Raw genomic sequence first — 16227 nt, 5'->3', positions numbered from 1 at the left:
GGGGGTGCCCCCTCGCCGGCTTGGGCCACGGGGGCCCCCGGGGGGGCCCCCCCCCCCCCGGGGGGCGGCCGCCCGCCCCCCCCCCGGGGGGGGGGGGCCGGGGGGGGGCGCCCCCCCGGCGACGGGTGGTTGCGCGGGGTGCGGGCCCCGGGCGGTCAGCGGGGGACGGTGCAGTCGAACGCGTGCAGGTAGGGGTTGACCGGGCGGACGTCGCCGATGACCAGCCCGGCGTCGGTCAGCCGGCGGACCATGCTCTCGGTGGTGTGCTTCGCGCCACCGACGTTGAGGAGCAGCAGCAGGTCCATGGCGGTGCTGAACCGCATGGACGGTGTGTCGTCGACGAGGTTCTCGATGACGACGACCCGCGTCCCGGGCCCGCCCGCCTCGATGACGTTGCGCAGGGTCCGGGCGGTGCTGTCGTCGTCCCACTCCAGGATGTTCTTGATGACGTACACATCGGCCTTGACCGGGATGGCCGCGCGGCAGTCACCGGGCACGATGCGCACCCGGTCCGCGAGCGCGCCTCCGGCCCGCAGCCGTGGGTCGGCGTTCTCGACCACGCGCGGCAGGTCGAGCAGGGTTCCGTGCAGCGACGGGTACTTCTCCAGCAGGCTCGCCACCACGTGCCCCTGGCCGCCGCCGATGTCGGCGACCGACGAGCTCCCCGACAGGTCGAGGAACTGGGCGACGTCCCGGGCGGACTGCCTGCTGGAGGTCGTCATGGCCCGGTTGAAGACCTCGGCGGACTCGGGGGCGTCCTCGTTGAGGTAGGTGAAGAACTCCTTGCCGTACAGGTCCTCGACGACGTTGCGGCCGGTGCGCACGGCCTCGTCGAGCTGCGGCCAGGCGTCCCAGGTCCACGGTTCGGTGCACCACAGGGTGATGTAGCGCAGGCTGTGCGGGTCGTCCTCGCGCAGCAGCCGGGACATGTCGGTGTGCGCGAACGTGCCGTCCCGGCGTTCGGTGAAGACGCCGTAGCAGGACACGGCCCGCAACAGCCGTCTGAGCGGCCGGGGTTCGGTCTTCACCGCCGCGGCGAGGTCCTCCACGGACATGGGGCTGTCGCCGAGGGCGTCGGCGACCCCCAGCCGGGCGGTGGCGCGCAGGGCGGCGGCACACGCCGCCCCGAACGCCAGCTCCCTCAGTCGCATGGACGGCGGTGGAGCAGTCTCAGCGGTCGTCATGTGCCGCCTTCCTTCTTTCTCGGGACTACGGATACGGAGGTTCCGGGAGGCCGGTCAGCACAGTCCGGCGGGCTTGGACACCCGGCAGGAGTTGCGCTCGAAGGTGTTGCCCTTGCCGGTGTCCGTGTTGACGAGGTCCGCCGGCGAGTTGCGCCGCAGCGTGTTGTCGCTGATGCGGTTCCGCTCGCTGGTCGCCCCGACCATGCTCTTGAACAGGACGATGCCGCCCGACAGCGGCGAGGTGCCCGCGTGGTCCGTGATCACGTTCCGCGTCACCACGGTGTCCTCGGCGCCGGTCAGGACGATGCCGGAGCCCTGCAGGGCAGGCAGCCGCGGGGTCTTCGGGCAGGACTTGTTGTTGCGCACGATGCGGTTGTCGCGGACGGTCAGGGCGCCGGCCCTGGGCTTGTTCTCGTCGCCGACGACGAAGACCGCGGCGCAGTTGCCGGTGAGGTGGTTCTTCTTGACGGTGAGGTTGCGCAGGCGCCGGACGGTGAGGCCGATCCGGTTGCCCTCCAGGTGGTTGCGGGCGACCACCGCGCCCTTGGTGTCGATGGCGCCTTCCTCGGCGGTGATCGTGTTGGCGAGGAACAGGCCCGCGTCGCCGTTCTCCCGGGCGGTGTTCCTGCGGAACTCGCCGCGCAGCGAGCGCTCCTGCGCGATGCCCCAGACGCCGTTCTTCACCGCGGTCACGTTCCGCACGCTGAGCCGGTCGGTCCACACGGCGGAGACTCCGGACTTGGTGAAGCCGGTGACGGTGAGGGAGGCGACGGTGACGCCCTTGAGGCGGCGGTCCTTGGTGCCCTCCACACAGATGCCGTTGCCGGCCTGGGCACAGCTGTTGACGGCCGTGCCGGCGCCGGCCTTCTTGACGCTCGGCCGGATCACCGTGTCGGCGCCCGCCCCGCGCAGGGTGAGGTCCGGCGTGGTCACCTTGACGCTCTCACGGTAGGTGCCGGCGGCCACGAGAACGGTGTCGCCCGGCTTGGCGGCGTCCACGGCCTTCTGGATCGACTGTCCCGGGTGGACCACATGGGTCGTGTGGGCGGCGGCGGTCGGGGCTGCACCGAGCCCCGTCCCGACGATGGCTGCGGTGCACGCGAGGTACACAATGTGGCATTTCGTCATATTCCGTACCATAGGACCGGATGGTCCGCGGGCAGGCGGGATGGACCATCCGGCGGCGTGTCTTGGGGCCCGGCCACGCCGAGGGGCGCCGGGCCCCACGCTCCGGGCCCCACCTCCCGGGCGCCCGCACAGCCCGGTCAGCCGGACCACACGCCCCGGGCGCCCGCGCTCCCCCTCAGGCGACCACCCCGGCCACCGCCTCCGGCTGCTCGAACTGCGTCCGGTACAGCTCGGCGTAGCGACCGCCGGCCGCCAGGAGTTCCTCGTGCGTGCCGCGTTCGACGATCCGGCCGGACTCGACGACCAGGATCAGGTCGGCGGAGCGCACGGTGGACAGGCGGTGCGCGATGACGACCGCGGTGCGGCCCGCCAGGGCCTCGGCGAGCGCCTCCTGGACGGCCGCCTCGGAGGTGTTGTCGAGGTGGGCGGTGGCCTCGTCGAGGATGACGACGCGCTGGCGGGCGAGCAGCAGCCGGGCGATCGTCATGCGCTGCCGTTCGCCGCCGGAGAGGCGGTAACCGCGCTCCCCGACCACCGTGTCGAGGCCGTCGGGCAGGGAGCGGACCAGGTCGTCGAGGCGGGCCCGGCGCAGGGCGTCCCAGAGTTCGTCCTCCCCGGCCTCGGGCCTGGCGAGGAGGAGGTTGGCGCGGACGGTGTCGTGGAAGAGGTGACCGTCCTGGGTGACCATGCCGAGCGTCCGGCGCATGGACCGCGCGCTCAGGTCGCGGACGTCGACCCCGCCGATGCGGACCGCGCCGGCGTCGACGTCGTAGAGGCGGGGCAGCAGTTGGGCGATGGTCGACTTGCCGGCGCCGGAGGAGCCGACGAGGGCGACCGTGTGACCGGGTTCGGCGCGGAAGGAGACGCCGTGCAGGACCTCGGCGCCACCGCGGGTGTCGAGGGTGGCGACCTCCTCCAGGGAGGCGAGGGAGACCTTGTCGGCGGACGGGTAGCCGAAGCGGACGTCGTCGAACTCGACCGAGACCGGTCCCTCGGGCACGTCCCGGGCGTCCGGCTTCTCCTCGATGAGCGGCCTCAGGTCGAGCACCTCGAAGACGCGCTCGAAGCTGACCAGGGCGCTCATCACCTCCACGCGCGCCCCGGCGAGCGCGGTGAGCGGCGCGTACAGGCGGGTCAGCAGCAGCGCGAGGGCGACGACGGCGCCGGGGTCGAGGGTGCCGTTCAGCGCGAGACGGCCGCCGAGGCCGTAGACCAGCGCGAGGGCCAGGGCGGAGACGAGGGTGAGGGAGGTGATGAACACGGACTGGGCGGTGGCGGTGCGCACGCCGATGTCCCGGACGAGGGCGGCGCGGGCCGCGAACTCCGCCGACTCCTGCTCGGGGCGGCCGAAGAGTTTGACCAGGGTGGCGCCGGGCGCGGAGAAGCGCTCGGTCATGCGCGTGCCCATCGCCGCGTTGAGCGCGGCCGCCTCCCGCTGCATGCCGGCCATCCGCCGGCCCACGCGGCGGGCGGGCACCACGAACACCGGCAGCAGGACCAGCGCGAGCAGGGTGACCTGCCAGGACAGGGTGAGCATGACGGCGAGGGTGAGCAGCAGGGTGACGAGGTTGCTGACCACTCCGGAGAGCGTGTTGCTGAAGGCGCGCTGGGCACCGATCACGTCGTTGTTCAGCCGGGAGACGAGCGCGCCCGTACGGGTGCGGGTGAAGAAGGCGACCGGCATCCGCTGCACATGGTCGAACACGGCCGTGCGCAGATCCAGGATGAGCCCCTCCCCCAGCGTCGCCGAGAGTCTCCTGGCGAGGATGGAGAGCGCCGCCTCCAGCAGCGCGATCAGCGCGATGAGCAGCGCCAGCCGGACGACGGTGGCGGCGTCGCCGTGCGACACGATCGCGTCGACGACCCGCCCGGCGAGGACGGGCGTGGCGACGGCGAGCAGCGCGGTCGCCACCCCGAGCAGGACGAACAGGGCGATACGGCGGCGGTGCGGGCGGGCGAAGGCGCCGATGCGGCGCAGGGTCGCGCGGTCGAAGGGGCGGCGTTCGTGCTGGGCGTTCATGACGCTGTAGAGCTGCGTCCAGGCGGTGGTCTCCATACTCATGCAAGCGACGCTAGGACCTCGAGGAAGGTTGAGGTCAAGACGGCGACGTCTCCTCCCCGGCCGCCGTCCACACCGCGGTCACCCGTCGTTGACGTGGCGCGGAAAGACTCTTCCGGTGTGACCGCGGTTCACCTTCCCCCAGGGCCTCCTCCCCAGGGCCCGCTCCCCCCGGACCCGCTCCCCCGCGTGCGGTCCCGTCGGCGTCCGCCCGTCCGCCGGGCGCTGTGTCTGCTCCCGCTGGTGCTCGTCGGGTACGTCGCCGCGCGCCACTGGTCCGTCCTCGCCGAGGGCTTCGGTCATCTGCGCACGGCCCGGTGGCCCTGGCTGCTGGCCGCGGCCGGGGCGACCTGTCTGACGTGGGTCGCGGCGGCCGTCACCCGGCAGGGCGCCGTCGTGCAGCGGCTGCCCCGGCTGCGGCTGCTGGCCGCACAGTTCGCGGCGGGCGCCGCCAACCACCTGCTGCCGACGGGCCTGGGCGCGAGCGCGGTCAACCTGCGGTTCATGGCCGTGTGCGGGGTGCCGCCGGCCCGCTCCTCGGCCGCGCTCGCCCTGTACCTCCTGGCGGAGGGCATCGCCCGGGTGGGCCTGCTGGCCGCGCTGCTCCTGGCCTTCCCCGGCGCGCTGCGGCTCGGCGCCCTGCTGCCCGAGGGGGCGCTCGGCCCGCTCCTCGGGGTGCTCGGCGCGGCCGTCCTGGTGGCGGCGGGCACCCTGGTGTGCGTACGGCGGCTGCGGTCGGCCGTGTGCGGGTTCCTGCGCACCGCGCTGGACGAGGCGCGCTCGGTGCACACGCGCCCGGCGCGGGCGCTGGCCCTGTGGGGCGGTTCCCTCGCGTTCCCGGCGCTGCAGGCGGCCTCCCTCGCCGCGGTGGGGCGGGCGCTGGGCCTGCCGGTGCCGCCGGCGCACATGGCGGTGGCGTACCTGGCGGCGACCGTGGCGGTCGCGTTGGTGCCCACGCCGGGCGGGATCGGCTCGGTGGAGGCGGCGCTGACCGTGGCGCTGGTGGCGGCCGGCGGCCCGCCCGCGGTCGCCACGGCCGTGGTCCTCGCCTACCGCGTCATCACCGTGTGGCTGCCCCTGCTCCCGGGGGCGCTGACGCTGGGGACCCTGGTGCGGCTGAGAGTGATCTGACCCGTAGCCTCTGGCGTATGCGGAACGTCGGCGAAGGGGCGGACATGACGGCACGCGACGCGATACCCGGCCTGGCCGCCAACGCGGCGGCGCCGGCCGAGGTTCTGCTGCGGCTGCTGAAGCTGGAGTACGACGCGGACGTCGTGACCCGGCTGTCCTGGCGCACGTCGGTGCCGGACGAGGTGGCCGAGGCCATGCTCGCCCACCCGGACCGCCGGGTGCGCTCGGCGCTGGCGGAGAGCGCGAACGCCGATCCCGGGCTGCGGGCCCGTCTGCTGGACGGGCCGGAGTCGGACGCCATCCTGGTCGCCGTCGGCCCGCATCCGTACGGCACGACGGCGCCGCCGCTGCCCGACCGGGCCTACGATCGGCTGCTGAACCACGCCAACAGCAACGTGCGGTACGAGACGGTCGCCGCGCCTTCCACGCCCGCCCACGTGCTGCTGCCGCTCGCCACGCACGAGGACCGGCTGTTCCGGCTGGCGGCCTGCCGCCGCGGCTGGGGCGAGCTGACGCGGGAGGTGCGCGAGGCACTCCTCGACGACCCGGACCCGGAGGTACGTACGTACGCCGCGCTGCAGGTCATGGAGCACGACGAGGAACGCACCGCCTGGCTCGTCGGAGCCTCCACGGCCAACCTGTGGCGGTGGGACATCCTCGCGTACGGCAAGCTGGAGCGTGGTCTCGCCGAGCGCCTGCTGACCGAGGGGACGCACCTCGAGCGGCTCGTGGGCAACCCGACGTTCCCCGCGGACCTCGCGGCCCCGCTCGCCCGTCACGAGGACCCCGCCGTACGTCTCGCGGTCTCCGCCCGCCCCGAGCTCTCGGAGGAGGAACGGGCGGCGATCGACTGGGAGGTGCGGCCCGAGGACCGGCTGGACACCCTGCTGTGGGTGTGGCGGGCCCGTGAGGACGAGGAGGTGCTGCGCCGGTGTGCGCGGTCGGCGCACACCTGGCTGCGGCGCAGCGCCGCCGTGTGCCCCGCTCTGCCGGACGACTGTGTGCGACTCCTCGCCGACGACGAGGACTTCGGCGTACGCCTGCTGCTCGCCGAGCGGCACCCCGAGGCGCCGCCGGAGCTGCTGCTCGACCTCTTTCTGCACGGCACGCACCGGGCCGTGGGCATGCTGACCGCGAGGCCGCAGTTCCCCTCGGCCGGGCTCGCACGGCGATGTGCCGACGCGGCCGATCCGCGGGAACGGGCCCTCGCGCTGCGCGATCCGGAGACGATGCCCGAACTCGTCGAACGGCTGAGCCGGGACGAGTCGGCGAGCGTGCGGTCGGCTGCCGCCTTCGACCCGCGCCTGCCCCTGCCCCGGCTGCTGGAACTGCTGGACGACCCATGGGTGGGCAGTGCCGCGGCCGCCAACCCCACCCTCCCGGTCGGCGAGATGACGGCGCTGCTGGACCGGGCGGGCGTACCCGGCTGACCGATTCGAGGGCCGGCCCGGGAGTACCCGGCCGACCGGTTCGAGGACCGCCCCGGAAGGACGGGATCACCGACTCGGTTCAGGTGTGAGGCACGTGTGGCCTCAGGCGCCGCAGCCGCTCCGGAGCGAGTCCGGGCCGGAGCACCGGGCCCTGCGGAGGTCGAGATCCACGGTCCGGTGCCCCAGCCCGTGGTGCGGTGCCGCCGTGTCCGTGGCCGAAGGAGTGCTCCCGGCCGGCCGCCGGGTGCGAACTGCCGTTCCGGATACGGCAGGATGAGCGGTCGCGTCCGTCCTCGGACGGACACGACCGCACTTCCCGCACTTCGAGCAGGTGACAACGTGACGAGACTTCACATCCGGCCGCCGGCGGCCGCCTTCGCCGCGGAACGACGTCCCGGAGGTGACCGGTGAACCGCGCGCTGACCCTGGACGACTGCGTCCTCGCCGGCATCGCCCTGGCGACGGGGCTGCTGGTGGCCTTCCTCTCGCGCACGATGCTGCGCTGGCTGGCCAAGCACGCCAAGCGCACCCGCTGGAGCGGCGACGACGTCATCGTGGACGCGCTGCGCACGGTGGTGCCGTGGGCGGCGATCGTGGGCGGCGGGGCGGCCGCGGCCGCGGTGCTGCCGCTGACCCGGGCCGTCCAGCACACCGTCAACCAGTGTCTGACGGTGCTGCTCATCTTCGTGGTGACGGTGTCGGCGGCCCGGGTGGTCGCCGGGCTGGTGCAGACGGTGACCACCTCCCGCTCCGGCGTCGCCGGATCCGCGACGATCTTCGTCAACATCACCCGGGTCCTGGTCCTGGCCATCGGCTTCCTGGTGGTGCTGCAGACCCTGGGCATCTCCATAGCGCCGATGCTCACCGCTCTCGGCGTCGGCGGTCTGGCCGTCGCGCTCGCCCTCCAGGACACCCTCGCCAACCTCTTCGCGGGCATCCACATCCTCGCCTCCAAGACCGTCCAGCCGGGCGACTACATCAAGCTGAGCAGCGGCGAGGAGGGGTACGTCGAGGACATCAACTGGCGTCAGACGACGGTCCGCAACCTCTCCAACAACCTGGTCGTCATCCCCAACGGGCAGCTCGCCAAGACGAACATGACCAACTTCATGCGCCCCGAGCAGCAGTTGACGATCCTCGTGCAGGTGGGCGTCGCCTACGACAGCGACCTGGAGCACGTCGAGCGGGTCACGACGGAGGTCGTCGCCGAGGTGATGACCGGGATCACCGGCGCGGTCCCGGAGCACGAGCCCGCGGTGCGCTTCCACACCTTCGCCGACTCCCGCATCAACTTCACCGTGATCCTCGGCGTCGGCGAGTTCAGCGACCAGTACCGGATCAAGCACGAGTTCATCAAGCGCCTGCACCGCCGCTTCCGCGAGGAGGGCATCCGCATCCCGGCCCCCGCCCGCAACGTGTCGCTCCAGCAGGGGACGGTGGTGATTCCGCAGCAGCGCAGCGAGCCGGGCGAAGTGCCCTCCGCCCGGCTCGAGGGGTGACCCCGCTGTCCGGAGCGCTCAGAGCGTCGCCGAGTTCTCGTGCCAGTGCTGCCCGTCGCTTCGGTGGTTCGGGGCGACGAGCGACGGCGGCACCGGGGCGACCGTCCAGTCCGGGTGGCCGGGCATCCGCGGGGTCGTCGTCCCGTACAGCCATTCGCGCAGGAAGCCGGTCAGGTCCTGGCCGCTGACGTGCGAGGCGACGGCGATGTAGTCGTCCGTCGACGCGGACGCGTCGCGGAACCTGGCCAGGAAGGTCCGCTCGACGGCGCGGAAGACGTCCTCGCCGACGAGTCGGCGCAGCGCGTACAGGACGAGGACGCCGCCCAGGTAGCGCTGGTTGTCGAAGAGGTTGGCCGCGTTCGGCGCGGCGACCGGGCCCGAGGTCTTCCGCCACTGGTCGCCGCGCGCGTACGTGTCCTTCATACGGGCCTCCAGGCTGGTCAGGCCGAGGGAGTCGGCCCAGCCCCGCTCGTAGCGGTACAGCAGCCCGTAGAAGTCGGCGTGGCCCTCGTTCAGCCACAGGTCGGCCCAGGTGGCGGGGCTGACGCTGTTGCCGAAGTAGGAGTGGACCAGCTCGTGCATCATGTGCGAGCCGATCTTCTGCTCCTCCTGGAGGAGGTAGTTCGGCTTGTAGAGGGTGAGGGTCTGCGTCTCCAGGCCCGTGAAGTCGAAGGCCTTCGGGTCGTCGGAGTTGCAGGGCAGCAGTCCGTACGTCTCGAAGGGGTAGGCGCCCAGGCGCGCCTCGATCCATTCGACGAGGCCCGGGGTGAGGGCGAGGGCGGGTTCCAGCGCCTCGGCGCGGGCGGTCGGCACGACGTCCCGCAGCGGCAGCCCGTGCGGGCCCCGCCGGTTCCTGATCACGTAGTCGCCGACCGTGATCTGCACCAGTTCCGTCGCGATGGGCGCGCGCGAGCGGTAGGTGTACGCGACGCGGTCGCCGGCCAGGTGCTCGGTGCGGACGAGCGAGCCGCTCGCGACGGCGCGCAGGGTGGCCGGGACGGTGATCCGGAAGGTGAAGCCGGCCTTGTCCGACGGGTCATCGTTGCACGGGAAGACGGTGTGCGCCGAGTTCGGCTGGGGGCAGACCGCGAAGCCGTCCGGGGTGGGCACCCAGGCGGTGTGCGCGAGCGTGCGGCGCGGGTCCGCCGTGTACGTGACGCGGACGGTGGTCACGGCCTTCGCCGGGAGCGGGCGGGCGGGTGTGAGCCGCAGCTTCTCCTCCGCCTGCTCGAAGACAGCTCTGCGCCCGGCGACGCGGACGTCCCGGACGTCCAGGCCGAGGGCGTCGAGGGAGAGGCGGGTGAGGGCCCGGGTGGTGCGCAGGGTGAGGGTGGCGGTGGCGTCCACGAGGGCGGTCGTGGCGTCGTAGCAGAGGTCGAGGTGGTAGGCGAGGACGCGGTAACCGTCGTTGCCGAGGGAGGGGAAGACGGGGTCGCCGAGGGTTTCGGGGGCCGGGCCCGCCGAGTGGTCCGCGGTGCCCGGCGCGCCGGCCCGCGGCTCCTTCGTGTCCGGGGCGGCGCTGTTCCCCGGGGCCGCGTACGCCGTGGCGCCCGCGGTCAGCGCCGCCGCCGTGCCGAACAGCGCGGCCGCCGGGGCCGTCACTCTGGTGCGATGTCTCATGGTCCGCTTTCGCTCGGGCGGCCGGATGGTCGGGCCGGCCGCCGGATCAGTGGGCGATCACCCTTCATGACCGCGGGACCGGCCCGTCCGGTTGCCCGGAACCGGTTCTTCCGTACGACTCCTGCACGTGTGTGCGGTCCGCTGTCGAGTCGAGGTCGATCACGAGATATCTTGATGTCGAGCAATGTTGCAGACGTGGAGCGGAGCACCCGGTGACTGACTCGACCATCATCTATACGCACACTGACGAGGCCCCGGCCCTGGCGACGTATTCCTTCCTGCCGGTGGTCCAGGCGTACGCCTCGCAGGCCGGTGTCTCCGTGGAGACGCGGGACATCTCGCTGGCCGGGCGCATCATCGCCGTGTTCCCGGAGTACCTGACCGAGGAGCAGCGCATCCCGGACGCGCTGTCCGAGCTGGGCGAGCTGGCCAAGACGCCCGCGGCGAACATCATCAAGCTGCCGAACATCTCGGCGTCGATCCCGCAGCTCAAGGCCGCGGTCGCCGAGCTCCAGGCGCAGGGCTACGCGCTGCCGGACTACCCGGACGAGCCGAAGACCGACGAGGAGCGCGAGATCCGCGCCCGCTACGACAAGGTCAAGGGTTCCGCCGTGAACCCGGTCCTGCGTGAGGGCAACTCCGACCGCCGCGCGCCCGCGTCGGTCAAGAACTACGCCAAGACCCACCCGCACCGCATGGGCGCCTGGTCCTCGGACTCCAAGACCAACGTGGCGACCATGGGCGAGAACGACTTCCGCTCCACCGAGAAGTCCGTCGTCATCTCCGAGGCGGGCTCCGTGAAGATCGAGCTGGTCGCCGAGGACGGCTCCACCACCGTCCTGCGCGAGTCGGTACCGGTCCTCGAGGGCGAGGTCGTCGACGCCTCCGTGATGCGCGTCGCCGCGCTGCGCGAGTTCCTGGCCGCCCAGGTCGCCAAGGCGAAGGCGGAGGGCGTGCTGTTCTCCGTGCACCTGAAGGCGACGATGATGAAGGTCTCCGACCCGATCATCTTCGGTCACGTGGTGCGCGCGTTCTTCCCGAAGACCTTCGAGCAGTACGGCCGGACGCTGGCCGCGGCCGGCCTCTCCCCGAACGACGGTCTCGGCGGCATCCTCAAGGGCCTGGAGTCGCTGCCCGAGGGCGACGCCATCAAGGCCTCCTTCGACGCCGAGCTGGCCGAGGGCCCCGCCCTGGCGATGGTCGACTCCGACAAGGGCATCACCAACCTGCACGTGCCGTCCGACGTCATCGTCGACGCCTCGATGCCGGCCATGATCCGCACCTCCGGCCACATGTGGGGCCCGGACGGCCAGGAGGCCGACACCCTCGCGGTGCTGCCGGACTCCTCCTACTCCGGCGTCTACCAGGCCGTCCTCGACGACTGCCGCGCCAACGGCGCCTACGACCCGTCGACCATGGGCTCCGTCCCGAACGTCGGTCTGATGGCGCAGAAGGCCGAGGAGTACGGCTCCCACGACAAGACCTTCGAGATCCCGGCCGCCGGCACGGTCCGCCTGGTCGACCAGGCCGGCAACGTCCTGATCGAGCAGCCGGTCTCCGCGGGCGACATCTTCCGCGCCTGCCAGACCAAGGACGCGCCGATCCGTGACTGGGTCAAGCTGGCCGTCACCCGCGCCCGCGCCACTGGCGACCCGGCGGTGTTCTGGCTGGACGAGACCCGCGCCCACGACGCCAACCTGATCGCCAAGGTCAACGCCTACCTGCCGGAGCACGACACCGAGGGCCTGGACATCCGCATCCTCGCCCCGGTCGAGGCCACCAAGCTGTCGGTGGAGCGCATCCGCCGCGGCGAGAACACCATCTCCGTCACCGGCAACGTGCTGCGCGACTACCTCACCGACCTCTTCCCGATCCTGGAGCTGGGCACCAGCGCCAAGATGCTGTCGGTGGTCCCGCTGATGGCGGGCGGCGGCCTGTTCGAGACGGGCGCCGGCGGTTCCGCGCCGAAGCACGTCCAGCAGCTGGTCAAGGAGAACTACCTGCGCTGGGACTCCCTCGGTGAGTTCTTCGCGCTCGTCCCCTCCTTCGAGCAGTACGCCACGGCCACGGGCAACACCCGCGCCAAGGTCCTCGCCGACACCCTCGACCGCGCCACGGCGACCTTCCTCAACGAGGACAAGTCCCCGACCCGTCGCGTCGGCGGCATCGACAACCGGGGCAGCCACTTCTACCTGTCCCTGTACTGGGCGCAGGAGCTGGCGCGGCAGACCGACGACGCGGACCTGGCCAAGGTCTTCGCCCCGCTCGCCGAGACGCTCGCGGCGAACGAGCAGAAGATCGTCGACGAGCTGATCGCCGCCCAGGGCAAGCCGGCCGACATCGGCGGCTACTACCAGCCCGACCCGGCGAAGGCCGCGGCGGTCATGCGCCCGTCGGCCACGTGGAACGAGACGCTGGCCTCGCTGAGCTGACGCCGGAGGGCTGAGAAGCCGGTTCCGGTTTCCCGCCCTGTCCCCCTCCGCCCCGACCGGTGCACCGCCCGGTCGGGGCGGAGGTGTGTCCGGGGTGAGGACCGTCCGCCTTCCGGGAGGACGTCATGTCCCTTCCGGGGGCGGACGCCATGCCCCTTCGGGGCGACCCCTCATGCCCCTTCCGCAAGCAGGCCCTCATGCCTCCTCCGGGGCGCCCCTCATGTCCCTGACGACGCAGAACACCCCCCGGGAGCCCCTGTGACCCCTGACCAACCCTCCTTCTCCCTCCTGCCCGGGGCCGCCCACTCCCCGGTGATCCTGCACGTGCCGCACTCGGCGCGCGGGATACCGGCTCAGGTACGCGCCGGCATCGTGCTGGACGACGGGGCGCTGGAGCGGGAGCTGGACCACATCACCGACGCGCACACCGAGCGGATCGCGCGGGAGGCGGCCGAGCTGTCGGCGGTCGCGCCGTGGCGGTTCGTCAACCGGCTGTCGCGGCTGGTCGTGGACCCGGAGCGGTTCCCCGACGAGCGGGAGGAGATGCGGGCCGTCGGGATGGGAGCCGTGTACACGCGGACCACGCACCGGGAGGTGCTGCGGGGCGAGGACGTCGACCCCGAGCCGCTGGTCGCGCGGTACTTCCGGCCGTACGCGCGGGCCATGACGGACGCCGTCGCCGACCGGCTGGCGGCCGTCGGGCGGGCCGTCGTCATCGACGTGCACTCCTACCCCACCGAGCCGCTGCCGTACGAGCTGCACGGCGGGGGCCCGCGGCCGCCGGTGTGCCTGGGCACCGACTCCTTCCACACCCCGTCCGGACTGCTGGCCGCCGCGCGGAAGGCGTTCGCCGCGGTCGGGGAGACGGGGCTGGACAGCCCGTTCGCCGGGACGTACGTACCGCTGGAGTACTACGGGAGGGAGCCGCGGGTGTCCGCGCTGATGGTGGAGATCCGGCGGGACACGTACATGAGCGAGCCGGGCGGGCCCGCGGGACCCGGGGTGTCCCGGCTCGCCTCGGCGCTGGCGGAACTGGTCGACGCCGTCTCCGGCTGAGGCCGTCTCCGGCGGGGTGGCTCAGGCGCGCAGCCACTCCGTGACGACCACCTCGCCGCCGGTGCGCAGGCGCAGCGCGAAGGGACCGGCGGGCGGGGCCTCGCTGGTGAAGCGGCCCATGTCGTCCGCGGTGAGCGCCGCGCCGGCCCGGGGGCCGTGGAGGACCTCGATCGAGGCCGGCTGGGGCGGCAGCAGCTGGCCCATCAGTCCCTGGGCGGTCACCTCGACGTCGACCGTCAGACCGCCGGAGTGGAAGGTGAGCATCCGCGGCACGTCCACGGCTCCCCTGACCGGGATGGCGTCCACCAGCGAGTCGAAGGTCAGCTCGGCGATCCTCGCGTCGAGGTCGTGCAGCGCGTACGCCTCGACGGCGAGCTGCCGCAGCTCGGCCGGTACCGGGTCCAGGATGGCGGCGGCCTCGCGCAACTCCTCTTCCAGGCTGCCGTGGTCGAACTCCTCGTCGTCGAAGGCTTCGTCGCCGAGTTCGCCCCCGTCGCCGAGGACGCCGTCGATGTCGTCCCCGTCGTGGCGCTCGTGCCGGTCGTGACTGTCGTCCATGCTGTTCACAGTGCTCCCCGTGCGTCGAGTCGGGCGCGCAGGCGGCGCAGACATCGCTGGCGCATCGGCCCGATGCTGCCGACCGCGATCCCCAGCGCGGCCGACACCTCCTGGTAACTGGGCGGCGGCGAGGAGATCAGCACCCGCAGCAACTGCCGGCAGCGCTCACCGAGCGCCTCGAACTCCTGCCAGAGACGGCGGACGCGTTCGCTCTGCGCCGCCGCCTCCTCCGAGTCCAGCACCGACTGCTCCGGCGTACGGTCCTCACTGACGCGGTCGAGCAGCTGAGGGTCGTCCGTCGGGGTCAGCCGGCGCAGGCTCTTGATCACTTTCAGGCACTCGTTGCGCGCGGTGCTCGCCAGCCAGGAGCCCGTCTTGTCCGGTTCACGGATCCGCCCGAGGTTCTGAGCGAAGCGGAACCACACGGTCTGGTACACCTCGTGCCCGTCGGCCTCGGAGAGCCGGTGCGCGCGCACGACGGACCACACCAGGGGGCTCAGCCCCTCGACGAGCGCCTTCCAGGCCGCCGTGTCACCGTCGACGGCGGACTGGACGAGCGCGCCGACTTCACTACGGTCCACGGTCCCACCCCTCGTGTACGGCCTGTCATCGTACGCCGTGGCGGGTGCGGCTTCGGACCTCATGCGGGCCTCACAGCGAGGGGGCGAGCTGCGCGACGGGGGCGGGACGCCAGGTCGGCGGGTGCAGCGCGGCCACGTGGGAACCGCGCACCTCGGCGAACTCCGCGCCGGCGTGCAGCAGTTGACGCGCCGCCGCGCGCGGGTCGGTCTCCTGGTGCGCCGTCATGTACGCCGCGACCATCCCCGCCACCACGGGCGTCGCGAACGACGTGCCGCTCCAGGACGCGAGCCCCTCGAACATCACCTGGTCCGGCTTGCCCGCGCCGGCCGCCCGCGGCTCGCTCAGCACACCGGTGTGGCGCGGCGACCGGCAGGTGCAGGGGTAGGTGAAGCCGTAGCGGCAGTCGTCGTACGTGGAGTGCTGGTAGACGTACGGGACGGGGGTGTCGAAGCCGGTGAGGGCGCTCGTGAGGCGCTCGCCGGGGGCGTAGACCCGCACCCACGGGCCGTGGTTGCTGAAGCAGGCGCCGAACTCGCCGTCGCCGCGCAGCGCTCCGACCGACAGGACGGCGTCGGCGTACTCCGGCCGGGCGGCGTAGGCCGCGGGCCAGAACGGCGTGGCGCTGGCGTTGTTGCCGGCGGCCGCGACCAACAGGGTGTGGCGAGTGCGCAGTTCCTCCATGAAGGCGGCCACGCCGAGCAGGCCGTCGACGCGGCCGTTGGAGGTGCCGGCGGAGAGGCTGATGATGTCGGGCCAGCCGTCCTGCTCGACGGCCTCGAAGAGCCGGTCGCCGAAGTCGTACTCCAGGATCGCGCCGGCGTCGTTGAGCGTGCCCCGCACGGTGATGTCGGTGTTGGGGGCGACGGCGGCGACGAGTCCGGCGATGAACGTGCCGTGGCCGACGTACTGCTGGAGGATGCCGTGCTCGTCCGTCTCCCGCAGCTGTGCGTCACCCTCGGTGTGGGCGAGCAGCGGGTACGAGCGGTAGTCGTGCATCAGGCCGGTGTCGACGACGAGGACGCCGACGGCCCCCTCCGGGTCGTGGTCCGCCTGGGCCGGGGCCGGGTTGGGAGGTTCGGAGGCGGGGACCGGTTCGTCGCCGGGGCAGGCGTTGACGGCGATGGACACCACGTGGTTGCGGCTGACGAGCCGGCGGCCCGTGCGGTTCTCGGCTCCCCGAAGGGCGCGCAGGGCGCCGGCGACGGCGCGGTCGGCGCCGGGCGCTCCCTCGCCGGGGTCGGCGACCCGGATGCGGGTGATGCCCGAGCGGTTGGCCTGCGGGCCGGCCCGGCGCACCTGGTCGGGGACCAGGTCGGGTGCCTCGGTGAAGTGCGTGCGGACGGCGTCCTCGACCACCTGGGCCTCCTCGCCGTCGCGGGCGAGGACGACGCCCTTCTCGTAGATGAACTCGGCGGAGTCGTCGGGGCCCATCGCCAGCGGGACGTCCGGCAGGGCGCGTTGGATCTGGTGGAACTGCTCGTGGAATCGCTGTGGTGCCATGGCGTGTCCTCCCCTGAGACCGGTGGTCGTCAGTCAGAGCGGCGAGGC

Annotated in this window: 12 protein-coding genes; 5 read left to right on the top strand and 7 right to left on the bottom strand. The window is 72.8% G+C overall.

Going from position 1 to position 16227, the window contains the following annotated elements; genetic code table 11:
- Positions 1-155: 155 nt before the first annotated feature.
- The 3 genes from ACIBBD_RS11405 to ACIBBD_RS11395 all read right to left on the bottom strand — a co-directional run bounded on the left by ACIBBD_RS11405 (position 156) and on the right by ACIBBD_RS11395 (position 4374).
- Complete coding sequence (locus ACIBBD_RS11405; RefSeq protein WP_399419087.1) at positions 156-1184, bottom strand: methyltransferase; 1029 nt, start codon at positions 1182-1184, stop codon at positions 156-158.
- Between the two features lie 54 nt (positions 1185-1238).
- Positions 1239-2312, bottom strand: coding sequence for a nitrous oxide reductase family maturation protein NosD (locus ACIBBD_RS11400; protein ID WP_399419086.1), 1074 nt, complete (start codon positions 2310-2312; stop codon positions 1239-1241).
- 175 nt (positions 2313-2487) lie between these two features.
- Positions 2488-4374, bottom strand: a complete 1887-nt coding sequence (locus ACIBBD_RS11395; protein WP_399419085.1) for an ABC transporter ATP-binding protein — start codon at positions 4372-4374, stop codon at positions 2488-2490.
- A gap of 186 nt (positions 4375-4560) precedes the next feature.
- Between ACIBBD_RS11395 and ACIBBD_RS11390 the strand changes: the two genes are divergently transcribed.
- The 3 genes from ACIBBD_RS11390 (at position 4561) to ACIBBD_RS11380 (ending at position 8431) form a co-directional block, all read left to right on the top strand.
- Positions 4561-5502: a YbhN family protein gene (locus ACIBBD_RS11390; protein ID WP_399419084.1), complete on the top strand. Its 942-nt coding sequence runs from the start codon at positions 4561-4563 to the stop codon at positions 5500-5502.
- A gap of 44 nt (positions 5503-5546) precedes the next feature.
- A complete protein-coding gene (locus ACIBBD_RS11385; RefSeq protein ID WP_399419083.1) occupies positions 5547-6932 on the top strand; it encodes a hypothetical protein in 1386 nt (461 codons plus the stop codon).
- A gap of 407 nt (positions 6933-7339) precedes the next feature.
- Positions 7340-8431, top strand: a complete 1092-nt coding sequence (locus ACIBBD_RS11380; protein ID WP_399419082.1) for a mechanosensitive ion channel family protein — start codon at positions 7340-7342, stop codon at positions 8429-8431.
- Positions 8432-8449: 18 nt separating this feature from the next.
- Here ACIBBD_RS11380 and ACIBBD_RS11375 read toward each other — a convergent pair whose 3' ends face one another.
- Complete coding sequence (locus ACIBBD_RS11375) at positions 8450-10051, bottom strand: M1 family metallopeptidase (RefSeq protein ID WP_399419081.1); 1602 nt, start codon at positions 10049-10051, stop codon at positions 8450-8452.
- Positions 10052-10263: 212 nt separating this feature from the next.
- Here ACIBBD_RS11375 and ACIBBD_RS11370 point away from each other — a divergent pair, with 212 nt between their 5' ends.
- A complete protein-coding gene (locus tag ACIBBD_RS11370) occupies positions 10264-12483 on the top strand; it encodes an NADP-dependent isocitrate dehydrogenase (RefSeq protein ID WP_399419080.1) in 2220 nt (739 codons plus the stop codon).
- 258 nt (positions 12484-12741) lie between these two features.
- Positions 12742-13539, top strand: coding sequence for an N-formylglutamate amidohydrolase (locus ACIBBD_RS11365; protein WP_399419079.1), 798 nt, complete (start codon positions 12742-12744; stop codon positions 13537-13539).
- A gap of 21 nt (positions 13540-13560) precedes the next feature.
- Here the strand turns inward: ACIBBD_RS11365 and ACIBBD_RS11360 are convergent, their stop codons facing one another.
- From ACIBBD_RS11360 to ACIBBD_RS11350, 3 genes are read right to left on the bottom strand one after another with little or no spacing between them, the layout of a single operon-like run.
- The gene (locus ACIBBD_RS11360) at positions 13561-14097 is read right to left on the bottom strand and encodes a hypothetical protein (protein WP_399419078.1); all 537 of its coding nucleotides are present in this window, start codon (positions 14095-14097) and stop codon (positions 13561-13563) included.
- Positions 14098-14102: 5 nt separating this feature from the next.
- A complete protein-coding gene (locus ACIBBD_RS11355) occupies positions 14103-14741 on the bottom strand; it encodes an RNA polymerase sigma factor (protein WP_399419077.1) in 639 nt (212 codons plus the stop codon).
- Positions 14742-14748: 7 nt separating this feature from the next.
- Entirely contained in the window at positions 14749-16179 is a 1431-nt protein-coding gene (locus ACIBBD_RS11350; protein ID WP_399419076.1) for a S8/S53 family peptidase, read from the bottom strand.
- Positions 16180-16227: the final 48 nt, after the last annotated feature.

Origin of the sequence: Streptomyces sp. NPDC051315, assembly GCF_044455165.1 — a bacterium.
Lineage (GTDB): Bacteria > Actinomycetota > Actinomycetes > Streptomycetales > Streptomycetaceae > Streptomyces.
The sequence above is the reverse complement of the archived record's forward strand: the minus strand, read 5'-3'. Positions and strand labels throughout refer to the sequence as shown.